This window comes from Roseateles flavus (assembly GCF_039872765.1).
In the GTDB taxonomy this organism is placed as follows: domain Bacteria; phylum Pseudomonadota; class Gammaproteobacteria; order Burkholderiales; family Burkholderiaceae_C; genus Roseateles_B; species Roseateles_B flavus.
On the sequence record NZ_JBDPZC010000002.1, the window covers coordinates 220,680 to 246,152 of the forward strand.

The 25,473-nt window shown below is 71.1% G+C and carries 23 protein-coding genes; 14 read left to right on the forward strand and 9 right to left on the reverse strand.

Annotated features, from left to right (window positions below; genetic code table 11):
• Positions 1 to 137 precede the first annotated feature (137 nt).
• A complete protein-coding gene (locus tag ABDJ40_RS06725) occupies positions 138 to 533 on the forward strand; it encodes a TraR/DksA family transcriptional regulator (protein WP_347607880.1) in 396 nt (131 codons plus the stop codon).
• A 43-nt stretch (positions 534 to 576) separates the two neighbouring features.
• On the forward strand, positions 577 to 957 hold the full coding sequence (locus ABDJ40_RS06730) for a hypothetical protein (RefSeq protein WP_347607883.1): 381 nt from the start codon (positions 577 to 579) through the stop codon (positions 955 to 957).
• A gap of 49 nt (positions 958 to 1,006) precedes the next feature.
• Here ABDJ40_RS06730 and ABDJ40_RS06735 read toward each other — a convergent pair whose 3' ends face one another.
• Positions 1,007 to 1,555, reverse strand: a complete 549-nt coding sequence (locus ABDJ40_RS06735; protein ID WP_347607886.1) for a DUF2799 domain-containing protein — start codon at positions 1,553 to 1,555, stop codon at positions 1,007 to 1,009.
• Positions 1,556 to 1,659: 104 nt separating this feature from the next.
• On the opposite strand from ABDJ40_RS06735, the gene recG reads away from it, so the two are divergent.
• Positions 1,660 to 3,819, forward strand: a complete 2,160-nt coding sequence (gene recG / locus ABDJ40_RS06740; protein WP_347607889.1) for an ATP-dependent DNA helicase RecG — start codon at positions 1,660 to 1,662, stop codon at positions 3,817 to 3,819.
• A 57-nt stretch (positions 3,820 to 3,876) separates the two neighbouring features.
• Here the strand turns inward: recG and ABDJ40_RS06745 are convergent, their stop codons facing one another.
• Positions 3,877 to 5,112, reverse strand: a complete 1,236-nt coding sequence (locus ABDJ40_RS06745; protein ID WP_347607892.1) for a cytochrome-c peroxidase — start codon at positions 5,110 to 5,112, stop codon at positions 3,877 to 3,879.
• A gap of 175 nt (positions 5,113 to 5,287) precedes the next feature.
• Here ABDJ40_RS06745 and ABDJ40_RS06750 point away from each other — a divergent pair, with 175 nt between their 5' ends.
• Positions 5,288 to 6,925: an SMP-30/gluconolactonase/LRE family protein gene (locus ABDJ40_RS06750; protein ID WP_347607895.1), complete on the forward strand. Its 1,638-nt coding sequence runs from the start codon at positions 5,288 to 5,290 to the stop codon at positions 6,923 to 6,925.
• 28 nt (positions 6,926 to 6,953) lie between these two features.
• Here ABDJ40_RS06750 and ABDJ40_RS06755 read toward each other — a convergent pair whose 3' ends face one another.
• Positions 6,954 to 7,499, reverse strand: coding sequence for a peptidylprolyl isomerase (locus tag ABDJ40_RS06755; RefSeq protein ID WP_430765612.1), 546 nt, complete (start codon positions 7,497 to 7,499; stop codon positions 6,954 to 6,956).
• Positions 7,500 to 7,991: 492 nt separating this feature from the next.
• Here ABDJ40_RS06755 and ABDJ40_RS06760 point away from each other — a divergent pair, with 492 nt between their 5' ends.
• Complete coding sequence (locus ABDJ40_RS06760) at positions 7,992 to 8,342, forward strand: FKBP-type peptidyl-prolyl cis-trans isomerase (protein WP_347608475.1); 351 nt, start codon at positions 7,992 to 7,994, stop codon at positions 8,340 to 8,342.
• A 22-nt stretch (positions 8,343 to 8,364) separates the two neighbouring features.
• Here the strand turns inward: ABDJ40_RS06760 and panC are convergent, their stop codons facing one another.
• Together panC and panB are read right to left on the reverse strand one after the other, a co-directional pair.
• Positions 8,365 to 9,198 carry a pantoate--beta-alanine ligase gene (gene panC / locus ABDJ40_RS06765; protein WP_347607901.1) on the reverse strand — a complete coding sequence of 278 codons (834 nt, stop codon included), beginning with the start codon at positions 9,196 to 9,198 and terminating at the stop codon, positions 8,365 to 8,367.
• Between the two features lie 31 nt (positions 9,199 to 9,229).
• Complete coding sequence (gene panB / locus ABDJ40_RS06770) at positions 9,230 to 10,039, reverse strand: 3-methyl-2-oxobutanoate hydroxymethyltransferase (RefSeq protein ID WP_347607904.1); 810 nt, start codon at positions 10,037 to 10,039, stop codon at positions 9,230 to 9,232.
• Positions 10,040 to 10,165: 126 nt separating this feature from the next.
• Between panB and ABDJ40_RS06775 the strand changes: the two genes are divergently transcribed.
• The 3 genes from ABDJ40_RS06775 to ABDJ40_RS06785 all read left to right on the forward strand — a co-directional run bounded on the left by ABDJ40_RS06775 (position 10,166) and on the right by ABDJ40_RS06785 (position 12,964).
• Entirely contained in the window at positions 10,166 to 11,086 is a 921-nt protein-coding gene (locus tag ABDJ40_RS06775) for a LysR substrate-binding domain-containing protein (RefSeq protein ID WP_347607908.1), read from the forward strand.
• Positions 11,087 to 11,183: 97 nt separating this feature from the next.
• Positions 11,184 to 12,071, forward strand: coding sequence for a methylated-DNA--[protein]-cysteine S-methyltransferase (locus tag ABDJ40_RS06780; protein WP_347607911.1), 888 nt, complete (start codon positions 11,184 to 11,186; stop codon positions 12,069 to 12,071).
• 104 nt (positions 12,072 to 12,175) lie between these two features.
• Complete coding sequence (locus ABDJ40_RS06785; protein WP_347607914.1) at positions 12,176 to 12,964, forward strand: substrate-binding periplasmic protein; 789 nt, start codon at positions 12,176 to 12,178, stop codon at positions 12,962 to 12,964.
• A gap of 69 nt (positions 12,965 to 13,033) precedes the next feature.
• Here the strand turns inward: ABDJ40_RS06785 and ABDJ40_RS06790 are convergent, their stop codons facing one another.
• A complete protein-coding gene (locus ABDJ40_RS06790; RefSeq protein ID WP_269630601.1) occupies positions 13,034 to 13,285 on the reverse strand; it encodes a hypothetical protein in 252 nt (83 codons plus the stop codon).
• 238 nt (positions 13,286 to 13,523) lie between these two features.
• On the opposite strand from ABDJ40_RS06790, the gene ABDJ40_RS06795 reads away from it, so the two are divergent.
• A complete protein-coding gene (locus ABDJ40_RS06795; protein ID WP_269630602.1) occupies positions 13,524 to 13,850 on the forward strand; it encodes a hypothetical protein in 327 nt (108 codons plus the stop codon).
• Positions 13,851 to 13,910: 60 nt separating this feature from the next.
• Here ABDJ40_RS06795 and katG read toward each other — a convergent pair whose 3' ends face one another.
• Both katG and ABDJ40_RS06805 read right to left on the reverse strand, forming a co-directional pair.
• Entirely contained in the window at positions 13,911 to 16,115 is a 2,205-nt protein-coding gene (gene katG, locus ABDJ40_RS06800; protein ID WP_347607918.1) for a catalase/peroxidase HPI, read from the reverse strand.
• Between the two features lie 177 nt (positions 16,116 to 16,292).
• The gene (locus ABDJ40_RS06805) at positions 16,293 to 17,627 is read right to left on the reverse strand and encodes an aminotransferase-like domain-containing protein (RefSeq protein WP_347607921.1); all 1,335 of its coding nucleotides are present in this window, start codon (positions 17,625 to 17,627) and stop codon (positions 16,293 to 16,295) included.
• Between the two features lie 116 nt (positions 17,628 to 17,743).
• Between ABDJ40_RS06805 and ABDJ40_RS06810 the strand changes: the two genes are divergently transcribed.
• The gene (locus ABDJ40_RS06810) at positions 17,744 to 18,631 is read left to right on the forward strand and encodes a DMT family transporter (protein WP_347607924.1); all 888 of its coding nucleotides are present in this window, start codon (positions 17,744 to 17,746) and stop codon (positions 18,629 to 18,631) included.
• A gap of 7 nt (positions 18,632 to 18,638) precedes the next feature.
• Here ABDJ40_RS06810 and ABDJ40_RS06815 read toward each other — a convergent pair whose 3' ends face one another.
• On the reverse strand, positions 18,639 to 19,310 hold the full coding sequence (locus tag ABDJ40_RS06815; RefSeq protein ID WP_347607927.1) for a LysE family translocator: 672 nt from the start codon (positions 19,308 to 19,310) through the stop codon (positions 18,639 to 18,641).
• A gap of 101 nt (positions 19,311 to 19,411) precedes the next feature.
• Here ABDJ40_RS06815 and ABDJ40_RS06820 point away from each other — a divergent pair, with 101 nt between their 5' ends.
• The 4 genes from ABDJ40_RS06820 (at position 19,412) to ABDJ40_RS06835 (ending at position 25,438) form a co-directional block, all read left to right on the forward strand.
• Positions 19,412 to 20,401 (forward strand): helix-turn-helix transcriptional regulator, encoded by a 990-nt coding sequence (locus ABDJ40_RS06820; protein WP_347607930.1) that lies wholly within the window; start codon positions 19,412 to 19,414, stop codon positions 20,399 to 20,401.
• 145 nt (positions 20,402 to 20,546) lie between these two features.
• Entirely contained in the window at positions 20,547 to 22,091 is a 1,545-nt protein-coding gene (locus tag ABDJ40_RS06825; protein WP_347607933.1) for a methyl-accepting chemotaxis protein, read from the forward strand.
• Positions 22,092 to 22,118: 27 nt separating this feature from the next.
• Entirely contained in the window at positions 22,119 to 24,746 is a 2,628-nt protein-coding gene (locus ABDJ40_RS06830) for a 2-oxoglutarate dehydrogenase E1 component (protein ID WP_347607936.1), read from the forward strand.
• Between the two features lie 182 nt (positions 24,747 to 24,928).
• The gene (locus ABDJ40_RS06835; RefSeq protein WP_269630610.1) at positions 24,929 to 25,438 is read left to right on the forward strand and encodes a Dps family protein; all 510 of its coding nucleotides are present in this window, start codon (positions 24,929 to 24,931) and stop codon (positions 25,436 to 25,438) included.
• The last annotated feature ends 35 nt before the right edge of the window (positions 25,439 to 25,473 follow it).

Consider the following 25,473-nt stretch of genomic DNA (forward strand, 5'->3'; position numbering starts at 1 on the left):
TTCTATGAGTCAGCATCCGGCCCCTGGCACCACCCGATGGGGGAGTACCGCCGGGCGCGTCGCGCACTCGCACACTTGATGCGCATCAACGCGCGGGGACGCCAGCGGTGCAACGATGGCGTCAAGGAGCCCTCACCATGAGCACATCCCTGACACCCGGCCAGAAAGGCCTTCTCGAGACCGCCCTGCTGACGCAGCGCAGCCGCCTGGAGGCGGAGCTGAAGCTGCAGCTGGGCGGCGAGGACCGCGTCACCCATGCCCGCGAGCAGCTGCTGCAGGACACCGACGGCGAGACCGCCCACGAGGCGGATCGCGAGGTGGACCTGGCCCGCAGCGACGCCACGCTGCTGGCCCTGCGCCAGGTCGATGCGGCACTGCAGCGCCTGCAGGAGCCGGACTTCGGCCACTGCGCGGACTGCGGCGCCGCCATCGCCTTCGAGCGCCTGCGCCTGAGCCCGCAGGTCACGCGCTGCATCGAGTGCCAGTCGGCCGCCGAGACCCGAGGCGGCGGCGCGCATCACGCCACGCTCTGAGCCCGCCCAGATTTCCCATCCCTTCCATTCACAGGAGCCCCGCATGAGCCTTTTCCACGCCGTCGTCTGGCTGGACCACCACAGCGCCAACATCCTGCAGTTCGACGCCGAGCATGTGCAGGCCGAGAAGGTCAAGGCGCACACGCACCACACCAAGCAGCACGGCAGCACGGTGCGCAGCGAGCATGAGTTCTTTGCCGACGTCTGCACCGCCCTCGCCGGCATCACGGAGATCCTGGTCGTGGGTTCGTCCACGGCGCAGAAGGACTTCAAGCACTACGTGGAGAAGCATCGCGCCACGCTGCTGCCGTCCATCGTGGGCTATGAGTCGGTCGACCATCCCAGCGACAAGCAGCTGGTCGCCCTGGCCCGCCAGTACTTCCTGAAGCACGACCGCATGGCCGGCGTGCCGACGCCGACCTGAGCGGCCCGCGCCCGTCCCCCTCGAACGCCCTGGCCCGCCAGGGCGTTTGTCATGGCCGGGGGGCGGACAGCATCTCCATGCGCTGGCGCTGGCGCAGGCGCATCTGCTCGATGTCCAGCTCGCGCAGCAGGCTGCGCAGGCGCTTGCGCTCCTCATCGGTCTTGGCGTCGGCGAGGTCGCGCTCCAGGCGCTGCATCTCGCGGTAGTTCCGATCCAGCTGCTGGCCGATGTCATAGACACGCTTGCCGGCCTGGTAGTTGTTCTCGAAGTCCTCGCCCTCGGGCTGGTCCGAGCAGACGCCACGGTAGTACTCGCCCTTGAGTCCCAGCTGCCAGCCGTTGGACGGGCGGCAGTAGCGCCGCAGGCCCTCGGTCCAGCCTGTCTGCCAGCGCGTCTCGTCGGGGCTGATGCCCACCTTGGCGCAGGCCTTGGCATGGTCCTCCACACGGCCGCGGGCCTGGCCGTCGCGGCCGTCCTGCACGCCCTTCTGGTACCAGTCGGCACGCTGGCATTCGCTCTCGCTCATGCTGGCGCAGCCACCCAGCAAGGCCGCCATGGCCGCGGCCAGACTCCATCCCCATGCACGCTTGCTGATCATTCCCGGGCTCCTCGGTCCATTGTCAGTTCTGGCTCCAACGCATCTTCGCCGATTCCAGCAGACCGCCGCCCTCGGCACCCCCCGGTTTAGGCAGAATGCCGCCCATGTCCGCCACGCCCGAATCGTCCCCAGCACCGCAGGCTCCGCCGGCCGCCGCGGTGGCCAAGTCAGGCCCGAAGAAGGCCATGGAGAAGCTGGGCCTGAAGCGCGACATCGACCTGGCCCTGCACCTGCCCCTGCGCTACGAGGACGAGACCCGCCTGGTTCCCATCGCCGAAGCCGGCGAAGGCGAGACTGTGCAGTGCGAAGGCGTGGTGCGTGAGTGCCGCGTGGAGCTGCGCGGCCGCCGCCAGCTCATCGTGCGGCTGATGGAAGACGGCGCTGACACCCGGGGCCGCGCCGCCGAGCTGACCCTGCGCTTCCTGCATTTCTACCCCTCGCACCAGAAGAGCCTGGCCGTGGGCACGCGCGTGCGCGTGCGCGGCGAGGTCCGCGGCGGCTTCTTCGGCCGCGAAATGGTCCACCCCACCTTCCGGACGGTGGACGAGGACACCCCGCTCGCAACCGCGCTCACGCCCGTCTACCCCACCAGCGCCGGCCTGCCCCAGGCCTATCTGCGCAAGGCCATCGGCGCGGCGATGAAACGGGCGCCGCTGGAGGAGGTCCTGCCAGCCGGCGCCGTGCCCAGGCCCCTGCCCTCGCTGCGCGAGGCCCTGGACTACCTCCACCATCCTCCGCCCCTGGCCCGCCTGGGCAGCCTGGAAGACCACAGCCACCCGGCCTGGCAGCGCCTCAAGTTCGAGGAGCTGCTGGCTCAGCAGCTGAGCCAGATGAAGGCCCAGCGCGAGCGCGCCCGGCTGCGCGCGCCCATGCTGCCCACGCGCCCGGGCGGCCTGCAGGAGCAGCTGCTCGCCGCCCTGCCCTTTGCGCTGACCGGGGCGCAACGCCGGGTCTGCGAGGAGATCGCGCAAGACCTGGCACGCCCCCAGCCCATGCACCGCCTGCTGCAGGGCGACGTGGGCTCGGGCAAGACCGTGGTGGCGGCCATGTCCGCCGCCATCTGCATCGCCGCGGGCTGGCAGTGCGCGCTGATGGCGCCCACCGAGATCCTGGCCGAGCAGCACTTCCGCAAGCTGATCGGCTGGCTGGAGCCGCTGGGCATCAAAGTCGCCTGGCTGACGGGTTCCGTGAAGGGCAAGGCTCGCCAGAAGATGCTGGACGCGGTGGCCGACGGCAGCGCGCAGCTGGTGGTGGGCACCCACGCGGTGATCGAGGACAAGGTCCAGTTCCGCTTCCTGGGCCTGGCCATCGTGGACGAGCAGCACCGCTTCGGCGTGGCCCAGCGCCTGGCCCTGCGCAAGAAGCTGGAGTCCTCCAGCGGCGAGATGCCGCCCGGCTATGGCGACCACGTGCCGCACCTGCCCGCCCAGCGCTCCGGCATCGAGCCGCACATGCTGATGATGAGCGCCACGCCCATCCCCCGCACCCTGGCCATGACCTACTTCGCGGACCTGGACGTCTCCACCATCGACGAGCTCCCGCCCGGCCGCAGCCCCATCGTGACGCGTGTCTTCGCCGATGGCCGGCGCGATGAGGTCATCGCCAAGATCGCCGACGCCGTGGCCGAGGGGCGCCAGGTCTACTGGGTCTGCCCGCTGATCGAGGAGTCCGAGGCCCTGGACCTCAAGAACGCCACCGAGACCCACGCCGAGCTGAGCGCCGCCCTGCCCGAGCGCATGATCGGCCTGTTGCACGGCCGCATGCCGCCGGCCGAGAAGGCGGCGGTGATGTCGCTGTTCGCCTCGGGCGAGATGCAGGTGCTGGTGGCCACCACCGTGATCGAGGTGGGCGTGGACGTGCCCAATGCCAGCCTCATGGTGATCGAGCATGCCGAGCGCTTCGGGCTCTCGCAGCTGCACCAGCTGCGCGGCCGCGTGGGGCGGGGCTCGGTGGCCAGCGTCTGCGTGCTGATCTACACGGGGCCGCTGTCCCAGACCGGCAAGGAGCGCCTGCGCGCCATGGCCGAGACGACCGACGGCTTCGAGATCGCGCGGCGCGACCTGGACATCCGCGGCCCCGGCGAGTTCATGGGTGCGCGCCAGAGCGGTGCCGAGCTCCTGCGTTTCGCCGACCTCCAGGAAGACGCGCCCCTGCTGCAGGCCGCGCGCCGCCTGGCGCCGCAGCTGCTGGATGCGCACCCGGCCGCCGCCGCGAAGCATGTAGACCGCTGGCTGGGCAGCAAGGCGGAGTTCCTCAAGGCCTGAGGCGCAGGCGGGCTGGCAAGACCTGACCCTCTGCGTGCCCTCGGCGTGCCCGGCGCCTCAGCGGCAGCCTTCGCGGGAGGGGGTGCCGATCGGGTGGCCGTCGCTGAGCGTTTCCAGGAAGCACTGCAGGTCCCGCAGGTCCGAGGGGCTCATGCGCGGCGTGGCGCTGCCGAAGGGCGCTTGCGTGGTGACGTTGCCGCGCAGTGCCTCGGGCAGGTCGTCAAAGCGCTGCACCACGCCATCGACGGTGGGATACCAGCGGGCCGGCTCGCTGTCCCGCGTGTTGTAGAAATCCAGCACCTGCGCCAGCGAGGTGAAGCGGCCGTTGTGGAAGAAGACGGGCCGGCGCGCCACATTGCGCAGATTGGGCGTGCGGAAGGCGCCGCAGTAGGCCGGCACGTTCAGATCCTGACGCTGCGGCCCGCACAGGCCGAGGTCGAAATGGGCCGGGTCGCGGTTGGCCGGCAGGTCCGGATTGCGCGGCACGCCCAGGGCCGCGTAGCCGAAGTTGGTGAAGCGCGGCTGCTGGCCTGAGTTGGTCACGATGTCATGGCAGCTCATGCAGTTGCCCTTGTCAGGATCGCGGAAGAGCTGCAGGCCGCGCTGCTCGGGCGGGCTCAGCTGCTCCAGGCTCTGCAGCACGCGGTCGTACTTGCTGTCAAAGGGATGGAACTGGGCGCTCTCGCGCTGGAAGGCCGCCAGGGCCTGGGTGGCCTGCGTCAGCTTGAGTTCGTCGTCGGCCGTCTCGCCGAAGACCTGCACGAACAGCGGCGCATACGCGGCACGGCGCAGCTTGCCGGCGAGGACGGCGACGCTGCCGTTGTCCATCTCCAGCGGATTGAGAAAGGGCAGCCGGGCCTGGGCCTCAAGGCTGGCGGCACGCCCGTCGCTCATCAGGCCGCCCCGCAGGCTGGCCAGGCTGCCGTCGGCCCGGCTGAAGGCGGGCACGCCGTCCAGGTAGCGCAGGGAGGGCGCGGCGCGCAGGCCGAATTCGGTCTCGAAGGCGCCGCCCACCTGCACGGCCTGCGCGTTGGAGGGCCCGTGGCTGAACGCCGGGTCGTGGCAGGTGGCGCAGGACATGCGCCCCGAGCCGCTGAGGTTGCGGTCGTTGAAGAGCCGTTCGCCCAGCTGCACGCGGGCCTGGGCCGTGGCATCCGGCCCGGTGGAACCACCGCCGCCACCGCCGCCGCCGCCACCGCCGCCGCCACTGCCCCCGCCGCCACAGGCCACCAGGGCGCTGAAGGCACCGATCGAGGCGGCACGCAGGATGAAGGACAGGGCAGGCGATGACATGGCGCGCATTGTGGTGCGGGCAGGCGTCCGACGGCGGAGTCCTAGGGAAATTACTCAGCGTCCCGTTGCACCGGGCCGCGTCCAATGCGCGAAACACGGTCTGCATGCGCCGGCGTGGCCGAACACACGACCGGATTCGCAGGACCGAACCCGCACGACTGAGCGAGAGGATCCCATGGCACGACAAGAACAGCGCCGCCGCCTGCTCCTGGGCGCCGGCATGGCCGGCCTGCTGCAAGCCTGCGGTGGCGGGGGCGGATCGCCCAGCCCCTCGCCGGCCCCCACGCCCACGCCCACGCCCACGCCCACGCCCACGCCTACGCCCACCCCGACCCCGACTCCAACGCCGACACCGACGCCCACCAGCGATCCCGCCTGGGCCTTCTACGGCGGCAATGCCCAGCACACGGCGCAGGCGGGCGTCGCCACGCAGGCGCTGCAGCGCGTGCTCTGGACCCTGCCCGTGGACCGCCAGCCGCCCTACCGCGCCGGGGGCTTCCTGCTGATCCACTACGGCACGCCGGTGATCAGCGCCGCCAACACGGTGATCGTGCCGGTCAAGACCAGCACCGCGGGGGACTTCATCATCGACGCGCGCAAAGGCAGCGACGGCAGCAGCCTCTGGACCCTGGCCACCGACTACCTCCTGCCCGGCAGCAGCTGGACGCCGGCCTTCAACATCGCCCTGGATCGCCAGTCCCGCGTGTACGTGCCGGCCAAGGGCGGGCGGCTGCTGCAGCGGGACCAGGTGGACCAGGCCAGCGGCACCGTGCGGACCCTGGTCTTCTACGGCAGCGCCAACTATGACGGCGCCCCGGCCAGCTTCGACAGCACCGTGCTGATCAACACGCCGCTGACCGTGGGGCCGGATGGGGCCGTCTACTTCGGCTTCATCGCGCGCGCCGGGGCCCCGCTGGGCCTGCGCGGCGGCATCGCCCGCATCGCGGCCGATGGCTCGGGGAGCTGGAAGGCTGTCGCCGAGCTGGCGGACGATCCCCTGGTCGTGCAGCCCGCGATGAACGCGGCGCCCGCGCTGTCGGCGGACGGCAAGACGCTCTACGTGGCCGCGAACACCGACGCGGCAGTGAACCCGCAGACGGGCTACCTGCTCGCCCTGGACGCCGCCACGCTGGCATTGAAGGCGCGCCAGCCCCTGTTCAACCCGGCGACCGGCCAGCGGGCGCGGGTCAGCGACAGCAGCACCGCCTCGCCCACCATCGGCCCCGACGGCGACGTCTTCTACGGCGTGCTGGAAAGCACCCGCCAGGACCACAACGGGCGCGGCTGGCTGCTGCATTTCGATGCCGCGCTGGGCCAGCTCAAGACGCCCGGCTCCTTCGGCTGGGACGACACCCCCTCCGTCGTGCCGGCGTCCGCCGTGCCGGGCTACACGGGGGCCTCGCCCTATCTGCTGCTGGTCAAGTACAACAACTACTACGGCATCGGTTCCGGCGACGGCCAGAACCGCATGGCCCTGCTGGACCCGCGAGCCAGCAGCGCCGACCCCATCACGCCGACGGTGCAGGTCATGAAGGAAGTGCTGAGCATTCTCGGCCCGACGGAAGACCCCGAGACCCCGGGGGGCGTGCGCGAATGGTGCGTGAACTCCGCGGCGGTGGATGTGGCCGGCCACGCCGCGCTCGTCAACTGCGAGGACGGCTTCCTCTACCGCTGGGACTTCCGCAGCAACACCTTCAGCGAGTCGGTGCGGATGAACGCCGGCGTGGGCCAGGCCTACACGCCCACCCTCGTGGGGCCGGACGGGCGGGTGTACTCCATCAACAACGCGCAGCTGCACGCCGTCGGTCGCTGATGGGGCGCGGCGGGGCCGCCCGCCGGCTTCAGCGCACGCGCTGCACCCAGTAGACCAGCACCTCCTGCTGCGGCTCGATGTCAGAGGCGCTGTAGTAGTAGGTCGGCTGGCCGTTGATGGCGTAGACCGTGCTCATGCCCGAGATCACCCGCCCGAAGACGGTGTAGCCGGGCTTGCTGGCGCTTTCATAGTCCAGGGTCCGGCTGTTGTCGACCACGTTGATGAAGAACTGCGAGGTCGCGCTGTTGGGATCGCTGCGGCGCGCCATGGCCACCGTGCCCACCAGATTGCTCAGGCCGTTGTTGGACTCGGACACGATGGGCGAGTAGGTCGGGGACTTCACCCGCATGCCGCTCGTGTAGCCGCCGCCCTGGACGACGAAGTCGCGGTCCACATGGTGGAACAGGGTGTTGCTGTAGAAGCCGTCCGACACGTAGCGCAGGAAGTTGTTGACCGTGACCGGTGCGTAGCCCGGGTAGAGCTCGATCACCATCTCGCCGCTGCTGGTGAGCATGCAGACGGTGGGGTAGCTGCTCGCCGCCGCCGCGGCCAGGCCGGTGCTGCTGCAGCTCATGGTGGGCGGATAGGGCTGGGGATTGCGCCGCGGATAGGGGCCGCCGCCATCGCCGCCACCGCTGTGGTACTCCGCGCCGCCGCCACAGGCGCTCAGGATCAGGGCAGCGGCCGCCACGGCGGTGCGCAGGATCAGGGTGCTCATCGGTTTGTCCTCCTGGTTGGAAGGCTCAACGCGGCAGGGCGCGCGCCCGATGACCGCCGCCCGCCGCTGCTCGCACACCTGTCAGCTCTGCCAGCAAGGCTTCTTGACAGGCCCTCGCTACACTGCGCCGCGCGCCGGCTCTGCCGGCGGCGCACTTTGCAGCCACACCTGGCATCCAGCGGCCGGCCCTCTGCGGCGGCCGCACCTACCCTTTCTCGCCCCATGAACAAGACGTATCTTCGCCGCTCCCTGCTGATCGGCTCCCTGGTGATCACGGCCGGCCTCACCGCCTGCGGCGGCGGCGGCAGTGGTGACAGTGTCTTCAACGACACCTCCGGCTCCTCCGCCATCACCACCCTGCAAAGCACCGACACCGTGGTGGGCACCGGTCTCGTCGCCACCACCGGCAAGAAGGTGACCGTGCACTACACGGGCTGGCTCTACGACGTCAAGGCGGCCGGCACCAAGGGCAGCAAGATCGACAGCTCCCTGGACCGTGGCCAGCCCTTCACCTTCCCGCTGGGCGCGGGCGAGGTCATCGCCGGCTGGGACCAGGGCGTGCCGGGCATGAAGATTGGTGGCAAGCGCACCCTGGTCATCCCCGCCAGCCTGGCCTACGGCAGCGCGGGCAGCCGCAATGGCGTGATCCCGCCGAATGCGGCGCTGGTGTTCGAGGTGGAGATGCTGGGCGTCCAGTGACGCCCGGCGCTCGAGGCCTGGCTCAGGCCTCGATGTTGTCGATCAGCCGGGTGCTGCCCAGCCGGGCGGCGGCCAGGGCCACCAGGGGCTGGCCGTCCTCGGGCGTGCCCAGGTCATGCTGGCGGCGCAGCACCACGTAGTCCGGCTGCCAGCCCGCCTCGCGCAGGGTCTGCAGCGCCTCGGCCTCCATGGCCGGGAGGTCCCGCTCGCCGGCCTGCCAGCGGGCGATCAAGGCCCTCAGGGTGCGGGACAGCAGCAGGGCGTCGGCCTTTTGCGCCTCGCTGAGGTAGCCGTTGCGCGAGGACAGGGCCAGGCCGGCCTCGTTGCGGCAGGTCTCGCCACCCAGGATGCGGATGGGCAGGGCCATCTGCTGCACCATGCGGCGGATCACCATCAGCTGCTGGTAGTCCTTCTTGCCGAAGACGGCCAGCTGCGGCTGCACGATGTTGAAGAGCTTGGCCACCACCGTGCTCACGCCGGTGAAGAAGCCGGGCCGGAAATGGCCCTCGAGGATGTCCGCCAGCTCGGCAGGCGGCTGCACCTTGTAGCCCTGGGGCTCGGGATAGAGCTCCTTCTCGGAGGGTGCGAAGACGAGGTCGCAGCCCACGCCGGCCAGGAGTTCGCAGTCGCGCTCCAGGGTGCGGGGGTACTGGTCGAAATCCTCGTGCGGCGCGAACTGCAGCCGGTTCACGAAGATGCTGGCCACCACCACGCCCTGCGGCCCCACGGCCTCACGGGCCTGGCGCACCAGGGACAGATGCCCCTCGTGCAGATTGCCCATGGTGGGCACGAAGGCGACGGGGCCGCGGCCCTGCAGGGCGGCCCGCAGGCCGGCGATGTCGTGGTGGATCTGCATGATGGGAAGCGTACTCGGGTCAGGCACCGGTTCAGAAACCGTGCACGGCGTCTTCCGGGAAGGTCCGGGCCTTCACCTCGGCGACGTAGCGCTGCACGGCCTCCTGCACCGACGCGGCGCCCTGCATGAAGTTCTTGACGAAGCGGGGCTTGCGACCCGGCGTGATGTTGAGCATGTCGTGCAGCACCAGCACCTGGCCCGAGCAGCCCACGCCGGCACCGATGCCGATCACGGGGATGGGCAGGCTCTGGGTGAGCTCGGCGGCCAGGGCCGCGGGCACCATCTCCAGCACCAGCATCTGCGCGCCGGCCTCGACCAGCTCCTGCGCATGCGCACGCAGGCGGGCGGCCGAGGCCTCGTCCCGGCCCTGCACCTTGAAGCCGCCCAGGGCGGTGACGGTCTGCGGGGTGAAGCCCAGGTGGGCGCAGACGGGGATACCGCGCTCGACCAGGTAGCGCACCGCCGGCGCCGTCCAGCCGCCGCCTTCCAGCTTGACCATGTGAGCGCCCGCCTTCACGAGCGCCGCGGCGCTGTGCCAGGTCTCGGCCAGGGTGCCCTGGTAGCTGCCGAAGGGCAGGTCGCCGACGATGAAGGCCGTGCGACGGCCGCGGGCGACGCAGCGCGTGTGATAGACCATCTCCTCCAGCTCGACCGGGGCGGTGGTGGGCTGGCCCTGCAGCACATTGCCCAGGGAGTCCCCCACCAGCATCACGTCCACGCCGGCCTCATCCTGCAGATGGGCGAAAGCGGCGTCATAGCAGGTCAGCATGGCGATCTTCTCGCCGCTGGCGTGCATGTCCAGCAGGCGCTGCAGACTGACGGGTTTGCGCTCGGTCGTCATGGCGTGAAGCCCTCACGGTTGATCACGGTTGAAAAAGCTGCGGCAGTGTAGCGGGGCGCTGCGGGTTTGCACCGAGCCCGGCAGAATGTAGGGCTCATACCCTAAGGCCTTCAGGAGATCGATAGCATGACCCTCACCGAGCTCCGCTACATCGTCGCCGTGGCCCGGGAACGCCATTTCGGGCGGGCAGCCGAGGCCTGCTTCGTGTCTCAGCCCACGCTCTCGGTGGCGATCAAGAAGCTCGAGGAGGAACTGGACGTCAAGATCTTCGAACGCGGCGCCAGCGAGGTGACGGTCACGCCGCTGGGCGAGGACATCGTCCGGCAGGCGCAGTCGGTGATCGAGCAGGCCAGCGCCATCAAGGAGATCGCCAAGCGCGGCAAGGACCCGCTGGCCGGCGCCCTGCGCCTGGGCCTGATCTACACCATCGGCCCCTACCTGCTGCCGGAGCTGGTGCGCCACACCATCGAGCACTACCCGCAGATGCCCCTGATGCTGCAGGAGAACTTCACGGTGAAGCTGCTGGAGATGCTGCGCACCGGCGAGCTGGACTGCGCCATCATGGCCGAGCCCTTCCCCGACACCGGCCTGGCCCTGGCCCCGCTCTATGACGAGCCCTTCGTCATCGCCGTACCCGCCAGCCACCCGCTGGCGCAGCGCGAGTCCATCAGCGCCGAGGAGCTCAAGGCCGAGACCATGCTGCTGCTGGGCACCGGCCACTGCTTCCGCGACCACGTGCTGGAGGTCTGCCCCGAGTTCGCCCGCTTCTCCAGCGACGCCGAGGGCATCCGCAAGAGCTTCGAGGGCAGCTCGCTGGAGACCATCAAGCACATGGTGGCCTCGGGCATGGGCATCACCGTCGTGCCTCTGCTGAGCGTGCCCAAGGAGGCCAGCCCGCACCTGCGCTACGTCCCCTTCAGCGCCCCGGTGCCCAGCCGGCGCGTGGTGCTGGCCTGGCGCCGCACCTTCACCCGCTACGAGGCCATCGCCGCGCTGCGCAACGCGGTCTACGCCTGCCCGCTGGAGGGCGTGGCGCGGCTGTCCTGAGCCTGGCCCGGAACAGAGCGGCCTGCGCAAGAAGCGGGTCGCCGTCGGCCGGGCCGCTGGCCAGAATGGGCCCATCGCCTGCCAGCCCCCGAATGCCATGGACACGCCCCTGCCGACCGCCCCCCCCGAACCCGCCGTGACGGATACCGACCCCCAGCGTTACGCCCGCGTCCGCCAGGCCATCGAGACCATCGTCCGTGAGCCGCAGGCACCCAGTCTGGAAGCCCTGGCCCGGGCGGCGGGCCAGAGCCCCTTCCATTTCCAGCGCAGCTTCGTGCAGCTGGCCGGCATCAGCCCCAAGGAGCTGGCCCAGGCTCTGAGCCTGGAGCGCGCCAAGAGCGCCCTGCAGCAGGCCGCACCGGTGCTGACGGCGGCGCTGGACGCGGGCCTCTCCGGCCCCTCGCGCCTGCATGACCTCTTCCTGAGCCTGGAGGGCCTGACGCCCGGGGAGTTCAAGGCGGCGGGCGCCGGGCTGCAGGTGCACTGGACCTGCTTCGACAGCCTCCTGGGCCCGGTCTTCCTGGCCGCCACCCCGCGCGGCGTGCTGCGCATGGCCTTTCTGCAGGACCAGGTGCCGGAGCAGGCCCTCGCCGCCGCCCAGGCCGAGCTGCCGGCGGCCCGCTGGGTGCCTGACGACACCGGCCTGGCCGGGCTCTCGGCGGAGGTGCAGCGGCGGCTGTCCGGCGCCGCCCCGCAGCAGACCATCGGCCTGCTGATGAGCGGCAGCCCGCTGCGCCTGCAGGTCTGGCGGGCGCTGCTGCAGGTGCCGCAGGGCCAGGTCCGCTCCTACACCCAGCTGGCGCAGGCCGCTGGCGCCCCGCAGGCGGTGCGCGCGGTCGCAAGCTGTGTGGCGGCCAATGCCATCGCCTACCTGATCCCCTGCCATCGGGTGATTCGGGCCAATGCCCAGTTCGGCGAGTACCGCTGGGGGCCCCTGACCAAGCGTGCGCTGCTGGGCCTGGAGCTGGCGCGCCACAGCGGCTGAGCTCCCCCGCAAGGGGCGGGCAATTTGACACCTGGCGGCCCCGGGGCTGGGCTAAGCTTGGTGCCATGAAAAGCCAGCCAGGGGGATGCAAAGCGACACTGCGCGTGCAGTCCCTGCCGCCGTCGCACGAACAGACCGCGCTGCGCCGCCTGTGCCTGCTGGCGCCGCTGGGCCTGCTGGTGGGCGGCCCGGGCCGCGCCGCCCAGCCCCCGGGCCGGGAGCTGCGCATGGCCTTCGGCGAGCGCATCCCGCCCTTCTGCCTGCCCCAGACGGAATCGGGTATCGAGGTGGATGTCTTCCGCGAGGCCCTGGCCTACAAGGGCTACCGCCTGAAGCCCCTGTTCTACCCCTTTGCCCGAGTGCCGAGGGCCTTCAAGACCGGCGAGGTCGACGCCACCATGACCGACCTGGGCGAGGACCTGGGCCGGCAAGGCGGCCACTACGGCGACAGCGCGGTGCTCTACGACAACGTGCTGATCAGCCTGCAGTCGCGCCGGCTGCGCATCCAGAAGCCCGAGGATCTGACGGGTCTGAGCGTCATTTCCTTCCAGGGGGCCCTGCGCCGCTTCCCGGAATGGCTGGAGCCCGTGCACCAGGCCGGCCGGCTGGTGGAGATCAATGACCAGGCGCTGCAGGTGCGCACCCTCATGCGGGGCCGCTATGACCTGGTGCTGTCCGACCGCAGCATCTTCCGCTACTTCAGCCTGCAGCTGCGGCGAGAAGGGGAGGCCCTGCAGCCGGTGACCGAGCATGTGTTCACCGTGGCCAATCCACATGACTATCGCCCGGTCTTTCGCGACGCCCGCGTGCGCGACGACTTCAACGAAGGCCTGCGCTGGCTGCGCAGCACAGGGCGCTACAAAGCCATCTACGAGCATTACCTGGCGGAGTGATCAGCCTTGTGAGCAGGCGCTCACATTCACGCAAATAAAGGCCTGGACTGGCGCCCGAGGCCCCGGCGCTCAGAGCACCTGCACCGAGCCGGCGCGCACGCGAGCCTCGAACTGGACCTGCACGGCCTCCCATTCCTCGTAGGTGGAGTCCGAGACCTCCAGGCCGTCGATGCCCTGGCCGGGACGCAGCAGGGGGCGCGCCAGCAGGCCCAGGGCCTCACGCCCCACCCGGGTCCAGCGCCAGGCCTCGCCGAAGGCGCCCTTGGCAGCGGGGGCCTCCTTCGAGGCGGCAGCGAAGCGGGTAGCAGTGGCGTGGAACATGGCGACCTCTCGTGTTGCAGTGCACGAAGTGTCGGGTTCGAGCACCGACATCCCCCATCCCACTGAAGTGGCCCCCACGCCTCCCCCATTAGAGGGAGAAGCGCTGCTCTGCATTCGCGTGTTGAACGCCAGCACGGCCCGGTGAGCGCAGCCGACCGTTGTTTGCCGGTGCTTGCGCGGGCAACAAATTACTGTACATTCATACAGTACTTAAAACGTCTACACAAGGAGCCGCGCCATGCATCTGGATCTCAACAATCCTCGCAGCATCGTCAGCTGGTGGCAGGTCTACCCGGAACGTCACGGCCCGCAGCTGAGCGCACTGGCCCGGCTGCAGCCGCAGTTTGCCGCCAGCATCCGGGAGGCCCGCCGCCTGATTGACGACGACCCCCTGCTCGCCGAGCGCCATGCCGCCGCCCAGCGCCGCCAGGCCCTGGTGCGGGGCTGGGTGCCCAGCGCGGAAGACCGCGAGCTGGACCAACTGGCCGAGCAGGCGGCGGACGAAGACACCTCCGCCGCGCCGCCCGAGCCGGAGGAGCCGGCTGCGGCCAGCGCCTGGCACTGAGCGCGGCCGGGCCCCGGGGGCGGCGAGCGCTCCTATGGGCTCAGGCCCGCTCAGGCCATTTCAGGCCAGTTCAAAGCGGTCCAGGTGCATCACCTTGGACCAGGCCGCCCCGAAGTCCCGCACAAAGGTCGCCTGCGCATCGTGGCTGGCATAGACCTCGGCCACAGCGCGCAGCTGGGCATTGGAACCGAGGACCAGGTCCACGGCCGTGGCGGTCCAGCGGCGCTCGCCGCTGCGGCGGTCGCGCCCTTCCAGCACATGCGGATCCGCTGCGGAACGGGCCCATTGCGTGCGCATGTCCAGCAGATTGACGAAGAAATCGTTGCTGAGCACGCCCGGCCGGCCGGTCAATACGCCGTGCGGGCGCTGGCCGTGGTTGGCGCCCAGCACCCGCAGGCCGCCCAGGAGCACGGTCATCTCCGGCGCGCTGAGCGTCAGCAGCTGGGCCTTGTCGACCAGCAAGGCCGCTGCCGCCTCCTCCAGGCCCGGCTTGACGTAGTTGCGGAAGCCGTCGGCGCGCGGCTCCAGCACGGCGAAGGACGCCTCGTCAGTCTGCGCGGCACTGGCGTCGGTGCGGCCGGGCCGGAAGGGCAGACTCAGGGGCTGGCCGGCGTGGGCGGCGGCCTGCTCCACGGCGGCATCGCCCGCCAGCACGATCAAGTCCGCCAGTGACACCCGCTTGCCGCCGGTCTGCCGGGCGTTGAAGCTTTCCTGGATGGCGCCCAGGGTGGACAGCACCCTTCCCAGTTGCTCAGGCTGATTGACGGCCCAGTCCTTCTGCGGCGCCAGGCGGATGCGGGCGCCGTTGGCCCCGCCACGCTTGTCGCTGCCGCGGAAGGTGGAGGCCGAGGCCCAGGCCGTGCCGACCAGCTCCGCCGTCGTCAGCCCCGAAGCCAGCACCTGGGCCTTGAGCGCAGCCACGTCCTGGTCGTCGATGAGGGCATGGTCCACCGCCGGCACCGGGTCCTGCCAGATCAGCGTCTCCTGCGGCACCAGCTTGCCCAGGTAGCGGGCGCGCGGGCCCATGTCGCGGTGGGTCAGCTTGAACCAGGCGCGGGCAAAGGCGTCGGCAAAGGCCTGCGGGTCCTGGTGGAAGCGGCGGGCGATTTTCTCGTAGGCCGGGTCGAAGCGCAGGGAGAGGTCCGCCGTGGTCATCATGGGCGGGTGCTTGCGGCTGGGGTCGTGGGCGTCGGGGATCAGGTGCTCGGGCTTCACGTTCTGGGCCACCCATTGATGGGCGCCGGCCGGGCTCTTGGTGAGGGCCCATTCGTAGCCGAAGAGCATGTCGAAGTAGCCCATGTCCCAGGTGGTCGGGTTGGGCTTCCAGGCACCCTCGATGCCGCTGGTGGTGGTGTGCACACCCTTGCCGGAGCCGAAGGCGTTCTTCCAGCCCAGGCCCATCTCCTCCAACGCGGCGCCTTCGGGCTCCTTGCCCACCAGGGCCGGATCGCCCGCGCCGTGGGCCTTGCCGAAGGTGTGGCCACCGGCGATCAGGGCCACGGTCTCCTCGTCGTCCATGGCCATGCGGGCGAAGGTCTCGCGCACGTCGCGGCCCGAGGCCACGGGGTCGGGGTTGCCATTCGGGCCTTCCGGGTTCACGTAGATCAGGCCCATCTGGACGGCGGCCAGGGGACTGGCCAGCTCGCGCTCGCCGCTGTAGCGCTGGTCGCCCAGCCAGGTGGCCTCGGGGCCCCAGTCGATGTCCTGCTCGGGCTCCCAGATGTCGGCCCGGCCGCCGCCGAAGCCCAGGGTCTTGAAGCCCATGGACTCCAGCGCCACATTGCCGGTCAGCACGAGCAGGTCGGCCCAGGACAGCTTGCGGCCGTACTTCTGCTTGACGGGCCACAGCAGGCGGCGGGCCTTGTCCAGATTGCCGTTGTCAGGCCAGCTGTTGAGGGGGGCGAAGCGCTGAGCGCCGGTGCCCGCGCCACCGCGGCCGTCGGCAATGCGGTAGGTGCCGGCGGCATGCCAGGCCATGCGCACGAAGAGCGGCCCGTAATGGCCCCAGTCCGCGGGCCACCAGTCCTGGGAGTCGGTCATCAGGGCCTTCAGGTCTGCCACCACGGCGTCCAGGTCCAGGGTCCTGAATTCGGCGGCGTAGTCGAAGTCCTCGGCCATGGGACTGGCCTTGGGCGAGTGCTGGTGCAGGATGCCCAGCTGCAGCTGGTTCGGCCACCATTCGCGGTTGCCCTTGGCGCCGGCCAGGGACTGCGCGGCCCCGGCACGGGCTGCGGAGGCAAAGGGGCACTTCATTTCGGTCGACATGCGCATCTCCTCGGTCGTTCATGCGGAAAAGGCAGTCTAGGAACGCCGATTGCCGGCGGCAATTCAAGGATGCCAATCGCAGTGATAGCGACGATTCAACGCGCCCTGCCCTGCCCTGTCCTGCGCCGCCGCGCCAGCGTTGGCCGCTGATTTCAGGCGAACTCGCGATCCCGGGCGTCAATAGCTGCGGGCATCGATGACCTCCCGCACCAGACCCAGGGCCCGCCGCAGCTGCGGCAGGGCCACGGACCCCAGGGCCAGGCGGATGGCATGGGGCACGACGGCGCCAGTTGCGTAGGGCTCGGCCGTCGACACCGAGACGCCCCGCCGCAGCAGGTCCATGGCCACCTGGTCGGCCCGCACCTCCTCGCCCAGGGGCAGCCAGACGAAGTAGGAGCTGGCATGCCCGCGGCGCTTCAGGGGCCCCAGCAGCTCCGCCGCCAGGGCCTGGCGCTCCCGGGCGTCCTCGCGCTTGCGGGACTCCAGGCGAGCCACGGTGCCGTCTTCCAGCCAGGCACAGGCCAGGGCGCTGGTGAGGCCCGGTGTGCTCCAGCTGCTGGCCCGCAGGGCGCGCTCCAGGCGCGGCGCCAGGGCAGCGGGCAGGGCCACGAAGCCGGTCCGCAGCCCCGCGGCCACGCTCTTGGACAGGCCGGTGACATAGACCGTCAGCTCCGGCGCCAGGGCGGCCAGCGGCGGCGGCGACTCGCCGGCCAGGTAGGCGTAGGCGCCGTCCTCGATCAGCAGCAGGCCCTCGTGCCGGGCCAGGGCAACCAGCTCGCGACGCCTCTTGAGGCTCATCACCCAGCCTAGCGGGTTGTGCATCGTGGGCATGGCATAGACAGCCCGCACGCGGCGGCGGCGGCAGGCCTCGGCGAGGGCGTCCAGGTCCGGCCCCAGACCGGAGGCGGGGATGGGCAGCAGCTCCAGGCGCAGGGCCTCGGCGATCAGCTTGAAGCCGGGATAGCTGAGACTGTCCACCGCCACCACCTCGCCGGGCTGCAGCAGGGCCAGCGCCGTGAGCATCAGCCCATGCTGGGCGCCTTCCACCCACAGCACCTCGGCCCCGGATACCGCCAGCCCCCGGTCCGCCAGGTGCCGGGCGGCGATCTCGCGCTCATGCGGGCGTCCGCCCAGGGGCTGGTAGCGCAGCAGGGCGTCCAGGTCCCCGCCCTGGGCGAGCTGGCGCAGGGCGCTGCGCAGCATTTCGGCCTGGCCCGGCAGCGAGGGGTAGTTGAAGCTGAGGTCGACCATGTCGGCCGCCGAGGCCAGCAGGTCCACGCCCTGGCCCGGTGGCAGGGCGGTCTCCTTGACGAAGGTGCCGCGCCCCGTCTCGCCGCTGACCAGGCCCATGGCCTCCAGCTCCGCATAGACACGGCTGGCCGTCACCAGGGCCAGGCCTTCGCGGGCGGCCAGCTGGCGGTGGGTGGGCAGGCGGCTGCCGGGGAGCAGGCGGCCCTCGCGGATGTCAGCGGCCAGCTGGTCGACCAGTTGCTTGTAGCGGGCTCGGGGCATGGTGCGGCGTATCCATGACAATATTTTGATTGTATTGATTGACCTGCCTAGCATGCGCCGCATACCTCGCCGGACAGTCCGGCGGATTTGGAACGGCAGACAGCAGGGAGGCCTTCATGGCGGCACAGGGAACACAGGGCAGGCCGGGCAGCGGCTGGATCCACGGCTTCATCGGCATGCTGATCTTCAGCGGCTCCATGCCCGCCACGCGCGTGGCCGTGGCGGACTTCGACCCCGTCTTCCTCACCGTGGCCCGCGCCAGCCTGGCCGGCGTGCTGGCGCTGCTGGCCCTGGTCCTGACGAAATCGGCCTGGCCGGCGCGCCCGCAATGGCGGCCGCTGGGCGTGGTCTCCGGCGGCGTGGTGCTGGGCTTTCCCTTGCTGACGGCGCTGGCCCTGCGGCAGCTCAGCTCCGCCCATGCCCTGCTCTTCCTGGGCCTGCTGCCGCTCTCGACCGCGGGCTTTGCCGTGCTGCGCGGCGGCGAGCGGCCCCGGCCGGCCTTCTGGCTCTGCGCCGTGCTGGGCAGCAGCCTGGTGGGGGGCTACGCTCTGAGCCGCGGCCCCGCGCTGCAGGGCTCGCTGATGGCGGACGGGCTGATGCTGCTGGCCGTGCTGGTCTGCGGCCTGGGCTATGCCGAGGGCGCGCGCCTGGCACGCAGCCTGGGCGGCTGGCAGGTGATCTGCTGGGCCCTGGTGCTGGCCCTGCCGCTGAGCGTGCTGGGCGCCTGGCTGCTGCTGCCCGCCAGCTTCAGCGGCGTCAGCGACAGCGCCTGGCTGGGCCTCGCCTACGTGAGCCTGTTCAGCATGCTGATCGGCTTCGTGTTCTGGTACCGCGGCCTGGCCCTGGGCGGCATCGCGGCCGTGGGCCAGCTGCAGCTGCTGCAACCGCTGTTCGGCCTGGCGCTGGCGGCGGGCCTGCTGCACGAGGCCGTCAGCGCAGGCATGGTGGGCGTGACAGTGGGCGTGCTGATGTGCGTGGCCGTGGCGCGGCGGATGGCGGCATAGGCGACGCTCAGGCCGGGCGCGTCACCGCGCTGTACAGGGTCCCCACCGCCAGCCCCACCAGGGACAGGCCCATCACCCCCGACAGCAGCACGGCCCCCCGGCCGCCTTCGCGCTGCCAGCGCCGCGAACCCAGGCAGGCCAGCAGCACGGTGCCATACACGGCGATCTGGTTGCCGGCAATGATGCTGCCCAGCAGCAGGCCTTGCGCCGCCAGGCCGCGCTCGCTGCTGCGCAGGAAGCCGGGAAAGACCGCCAGCATGAAGGCATAGGCCTTGGGATTGAGCAGGCAGTTGGCCATGCCGCTGAGGAAGATGCGGCCCGGGGACTGCGTCGCCACGGGCGCCGGCGCGGCGGCGGCGGCAAGGGGCGCGGGCACCGCGTGCCAGCCCTGCCAGGCGCCGCGCAGCATCTGCAGGCCGATCCACCCCAGGTAGAGCGCCCCTGCCCACAGCAGGACCTCGAAGGCGCCCGGCAGCAGCATCAGCAGGGCGGACAGCCCGCTGAGGTTCAGCAACACATGCACCACGCCGCCCGCCACGATGCCGCCCAGGGCGAGGAGCCCGGCCCGCGCGCCGGACTGCAGGGCGTGGCCGGCGATATAGGCCATGTCCATGCCGGGCAGCACGATGATGCCCAGGGTGAGCAGGAAGAAGAGCCAGAGGCTGTGCGAGGCGTCCATGGGGAACTCCGGGGAAAACGGTGAGACCGGGCGGGGAATGGGTGCCACTGTAGAGTCCATACAGGACAAAATCCGCCCTGATTCAACACCACCCACCGAACATGGCCCGCGCCCCCAGCCCGCCCTCGCCTGACGGCCATCCCGCCGGCCGCCTGCTGAGCCTGCTGGAGCTGCTGCAGTCCCAGCGCCAGCGCAGCGGGCCCGAGCTGGCCGCCCTGCTGGGCGTGGACGCGCGCACTCTGCGCCGCTACATCGCCCAGCTGCAGGCCCTGGGCATCCCCATCCACAGTCAGCGGGGCTGCGACGGCGGCTACGGCTTGCGGCCCGGCTACAAGCTGCCGCCGCTGACGTTCAGCGCCGATGAGGCCCTGGCCCTGGCCATCGGCCTGCGCGCCGCCCGCGAGCTGGGCCTGCAGGGCGCCCTCCCGGCCATCGCCAGCACGCAGGCCAAGCTGGACCGGGTGATGCCCGAGGCCCAGCGCCAGCGCATCCAGGCCGTCAACACCAGCGTCGCCCTGGACCTGGGCCGCGGCGGCAGCAAGGGCTCCGCGGGCCGCGAACTGCTGACCCTCAGCGCCGCCGCCGCCTCCGGCCAGCGCGTGGCCCTGCACTACCGCGACCGTGACGGCCGGGGCAGCGAGCGCGAGCTGCACCCGTACGGCATCGCCTGGCGCAGCGGCACCTGGTACCTCGTGGCCTGGTGCCGCCTGCGCAAGGACCTGCGCAGCTTCCGCCTGGACCGCATCGAGCAGGTGCGCGCCCTGCCCGCCTCCTTTGCAAGGCCCGAGGGCTTCGACGTGCTGGCCTATCTCGACAAGACGCTGGCCAGCCTGCCCCGTCGCCATGCAGTGGACGTGCTGCTCGGCGGCCCCGGCGAGCCACCGCCCGCCATCGACGCCAGCCTGGGCGAGCCCGAGTTGCAGGCCGAGGGCTGGCGCCTGCGCGCGCAGGTCGACGACCTGGACTGGATGGCCCGCGAGCTGGCCCGCCAGCCCTGCCGGGTGCGCGTGCTGGCGCCGCGCGCGCTGCGTGAGCGCCTCGCCGCGCAGGCCCGCCGCCTGCTGATCGATTGCACCGAACCGGGCCCCTGACACCCCTCGCCGCCCCCCTTTTTCGGCCGCGCATTCGTGACATCCGACACTGGCCCTGTCAGCCCCTGCGATTGACGCTGCCCGGGGCCCGGACCTAACTTGTTCGGCACGCAACGGCCGCTCCGTGCCGTGAAGGGAGTCCGTCATGATCCAACTCGCCCACCTGCAGATCGGCACCCGGCTGAGCATTGCCTTCGCCCTGGTGATTTCGCTGCTGCTGCTGATCCTTGGCGTGGCCTACCAGGTGCTGTCCCGCTCGGGGCAGACCATGGAGCGCCTGGTCGACGACCGCTACGCCCAGATCGCCCTGAGCACCGAGATCAAGGACGTGGGCGACAAGGGCATCATCACCGTCGGCCGCCTGCTGCTGACCGAGGAGCCCGAGCGCACGAAGCAGTACATGAGCGAGTACGCCGCCCTGCGCAGCCGCAACACCGAGAACTTCAAGAAGCTCGAAGGCCTGCTCAACAACGACACCAGCAAGGCGATCTTCAAGGAGCAGAGCGAGGCGCGCCAGGCTTACGGCGCGGCCCTGCGCAAGGTCTTCGAGCTGCTGGCCGCGCGCCAGCGCGAGGCCGCGCTGAGCCTCTACCAGGGCGATCTGGTGGGCCTGCAGGTGCGCTACTACGCCCTCATCGACAAGATGGTCGACTACCAGGCCCGCAGCATGGTGGCCGACGTGAACGAGGCCAGGGATGACGCCACCCGCGCCCGCCTGGAGATGGCCGCCATCACCCTGCTGGCCGTGCTCTTCGCGGGCGCCACGGCGGTGATGATCACCCGCTCCATCACCCGCCCCATCCGCCATGCCATCGAGCTGGCCGAGTCCGTGGCAGCGGGCAACCTGACCTACCACCTGCGCGTGGAGCGCAAGGATGAGGTCGGCCGACTGATCGCCGCCCTGCAGCGCATGGTGGACAGCCTGCACCGCATCGTCTCCGAGGTGCGCTCGGGTGCCGACACGATTGCCAGCGCCGCCCTGCAGGTGGCCGACGGCAACCAGGACCTCTCCGCCCGCACCGAGCAGCAGGCCAGCGCCCTGGAGCAGACCGCCTCGGCCATGGAGCAGCTGACCTCGGCCGTCAAGCTCAGCGCCGACTCCGCCAGCCAGGCCGACCGCTCGGCCCACAGCGCCTCCGAGGTCGCGGTGCAGGGCGGGCAGGTGGTGGGCGAGGTCATCACCACGATGAACCAGATCGCCGGGGCCTCGCGGCGCATCGTGGAGATCATCGGCGTGATCGACGGCATCGCCTTCCAGACCAACATCCTCGCGCTCAACGCCGCCGTGGAGGCCGCACGGGCGGGCGAGCACGGCCGCGGCTTCGCGGTGGTCGCCACCGAGGTGCGCAACCTGGCCCAGCGCAGCGCCGTGGCCGCGCGCGAGATCAAGGGTCTGATCGACAACTCCGTGCAGCAGGTCGACCAGGGCAGCCGCATGGTCGAGCAGGCCGGCCAGACCATGCAGCAGGTGGTGGACAGCATCCAGCAGGTCAGCCGCATCGTCGCCGACATCAGCCGCAGCAGCCGCGAGCAGAGCCTGGGCATCGAGCAGGTCAATGAAGCCATCGTGCAGATGGACGACAACACGCAGAAGAACGCGGCCATGGTCGAGCAGAGCACGGCCTCGGCCCGCTCGCTGCAGGACCAGGCCCACCAGCTGAACGACATGGTGCGGACCTTCGCCCTCTGAAGGCCGCCCAACGAGGGAGAGAACACCATGAGCACCCCCCTGCCGCTGCCGCATCCCGACTGGGCCAAACGCAGCCGATTCCATCTCGCAGGCGAAGCCCTGCAGTCCCGGCCACAGCCGGCCGGCCCGGCGGCGGACCCGCTGCGGGTGGAGGCCTATGTGGAGCAGGTGCGCCGCGAGGGCCACCGCCACGCCCTGCTGGACCCGCTGCAGGCCAGCCCGCCGCTGCCCGCCGAGACCCTGCAGGCCGCCGCCTTCGGCCTGGAGGCCACGCAAGACCTGACCCCCGCGATGGCCGCGCAGTGGGGCTGCACCCAGGTCGCCGGCCTGCAAAGCCGCCTGCTGGCCCTCTACACCGGCGCGCTGAGCCTGGACTGCTCCGCCCTGCGCGACGACACCCGGCGCCGCTGGCTGCTGTCGCGCTTCGAGGCCGCGGCCCCTGCGCCCGAACCTCACCAGGCCCTGCAATGGCTGGAGCGTCTGATCGAGGTCCAGGCCTGGGAGCAGTTCCTGGCCCAGCGCCTGCCGGATGAAAAGCGCTTTTCGCTGGCCGGCTGCGAGGGCCTGGTCCTGCTGCTGGACGCCTTGTGCGAGGCGGCCGCGGCCCAGGGCGTGCGGGCCGTGGAGATGGGCATGCCGCACCGCGGCCGACTGGCCGTGCTGGCCCTGCTGCTGCAGCAGCCGGTGTCTGACATCCTGGAGGCGCTGGACCCCGAGAGCCGCCGCCCGCGGCCCGACCTCGCCTACCACCAGGGCGCCCAGGCCCGCCTGGACACGGCCCGCGGCACCCTGGCCCTGCGCCTGGCCCCCAATCCCTCGCACCTGCAGAGCATCCAGCCCGTGGTGCTGGGCCGCGCGCGGGCCTGCCAGGACGCCTCGCAGGGCCTGCCCCGTGCGCAGGCCGCCCTGGCCCTGCTGCTGCATGGCGACGCGGCCTTCGATGGCCAGGGCATCGTGGGCGAGAGCCTGCTGCTGTCCCGCCATCCGGCCTACGAGGTCGGAGGCTGCATCCATGTGCTGATCAACAACCAGGTCGGCTTCACCACCCCCCATGCCGCCGACCCGCTGCACCAGCGCTATGCCAGCGACGCCAGCCGCGTGATCGATGCCCCCGTGCTGCGCGTGCGCGCCGACGCCCCCGAGCAGCTGGCCCGCGCCGCCGAGCTGGCCCTGGACTACCGCATGGCCTTTGGCGCCGACATCGTGATCGATGTCATGGGCTTCCGCCGCATGGGCCACTCGGAGCACGACCAGCCCATGCTGACACGCCCGCAGCTGCAGCGCCTGGCCGAGGCCCATCCCACCGCCGCCGAGCAGTACGGCGCCGAGCTGGTCGCCCGCGGCCGCTGCGAGCCCCAGCAATGGCTGGCGCTGCGATCGCAGGCGCCGCTGCGCGCCCTGGCCCGCTTCGGGCGTCTGGCCCGCGAGCCCGTGCGCCCGCACTCGCCGGTCGCCGAGCCCAGGCCGTCGTACGACGCGCGGCCCGCCCTGCCCGCCCTGGACGCCACCCAGCTGCAAGTGGCCCTCACCCGGCTGCGTACCGTGCCCGAGGGCTTCGCCCTGCACCCGCACCTGGCCCGCCTGCACCAACGCTGGGAACGCCTGGCGCGCCAGGAGGCGGGCGCGGTGGACTGGTGCCTGGCCGAGAACCTGGCGCACGCCACGGTGCTGGCCAGCGGCCAGCCCGTGCGCCTGGCCGGCATGGACGTCGAACGCGGCACCTTCATGCACCGCCATGCCGTGTGGCATGCCCAGGGCGAACGCATGGACCGGCATGTGCCCCTGCAATCGCCCAGCCGCGGTGCAGCGCGCTTCGAGATTGTCAATTCGCCGCTCAGCGAGGCCGCGGCGCTGGGCTTCGAGTACGGCTACAGCCTGCAGCGCCCCGAAGTGCTGACGGTCTGGGAGGCGCAGTTCGGCGACTTCGTCAACGGCGCGCAGATCTACCTCGACCAGTACATCGCGTCCGGCGAGGCCAAGTGGGGCCTGGCCTCGGGCCTCACCCTGCTCCTGCCCCATGGGCATGAGGGCGTCGGGCCCGAGCACTCCAATGCGCACCTGGGCCGCCTGCTGCAGTTGTGTGCCGAGCAGAACCTGCGCGTGGCCTGCCCCTCCGACAGCGCGCAGTACTTCCACCTCCTGCGCGAGCAGGCCCGGGCGCAGCCGCGCCGGCCGCTGGTGGTGTTCACGCCCAAGAGCCAGTTGCTGCAGGACCCGCTGAGCCACGCGCCGCTGGAGCGCCTCATGGAGGGCGGCTTCCAGCCGCTGCTGCGCGTACTGACGGCCGCCGAGGGCTGCGAGCGGGTCTGGCTGTGCAGCGGCAAGCTGCGCCACGAGCTGGCCCGCGCCCTGCGCGACGCCGGGGATCCCTGCACGGCCCTGTGGAGCCTGGAACAGCTCTATCCCCTGCCTGCCGAGGCCCTGCGCAACGCCCTGGCCGAACTGCCGCACGTGGGCGAGCTGCTGTGGATCCAGGAGGAGCAGCGCGCCCAGGGCGCCTGGCCCCTGCTGCGCGAGGCGCTGGAAGGCGCTTGCCCGCCGGGCGTCGCGCTGCGCTGCATCAGCCGGCCGGACCGCGCCGCGGGGCCCAGCGCCTCGCCGCGCCAGCACCGGGTGGAACAGCAGCAGCTGTGGATGCAGGCCCTGGTCCGCTGAGGAGGTCTCCGGAGGACGGGAAGGCAAGACCTGACCCCGGCTCCGGCAAGGCCTGACCCCCTGGCATCAAATCTGCCTATGACGGCCATCAAGCGGGCCAACTGGCCCGCCGGCCTGCGCTGCGGTAGATTGCGACATCCGCCCGACGCTCGACCGCGCCCAGGCGCTCACCAGGAGGACCCATGGCCAAGAAGCCCGCAACCGCACCGAAGTCTGCACCCAGCCTCAACATCGGCATCTCCGACAAGGACCGCGCCGCCATCACCGCCGGCCTGTCCAAGCTGCTGGCCGACACCTACACCCTCTATCTGACCACGCACAACTTCCACTGGAACGTCACCGGCCCCATGTTCAATTCGCTGCACGCGATGTTCATGGGCCAGTACACCGAGCTGTGGAACGCCGTGGACCCGATCGCCGAGCGCATCCGCTCCCTGGGCCACGTGGCGCCGGGCAGCTATGCCCAGTTCGCCAAGCTCAGCAGCCTGAAGGATGCCCCCGCCACGCCTCCCAAGGCCCTGGAGATGGTGCGCATCCTGCAGGAAGGCCACGAGGCCGTGGCCCGCACCGCGCGCAGCCTGTTCCCGGCGGTCGAGAAGGCCTCTGACGAGCCCACGGCCGACCTGCTGACCCAGCGCATCACCGTGCATGAGCAGACCGCGTGGATGCTGCGCAGCCTGCTGCAGGACTGAGCCTCTGCCCCTGAAACGACAAGAGGCCCCGCGGG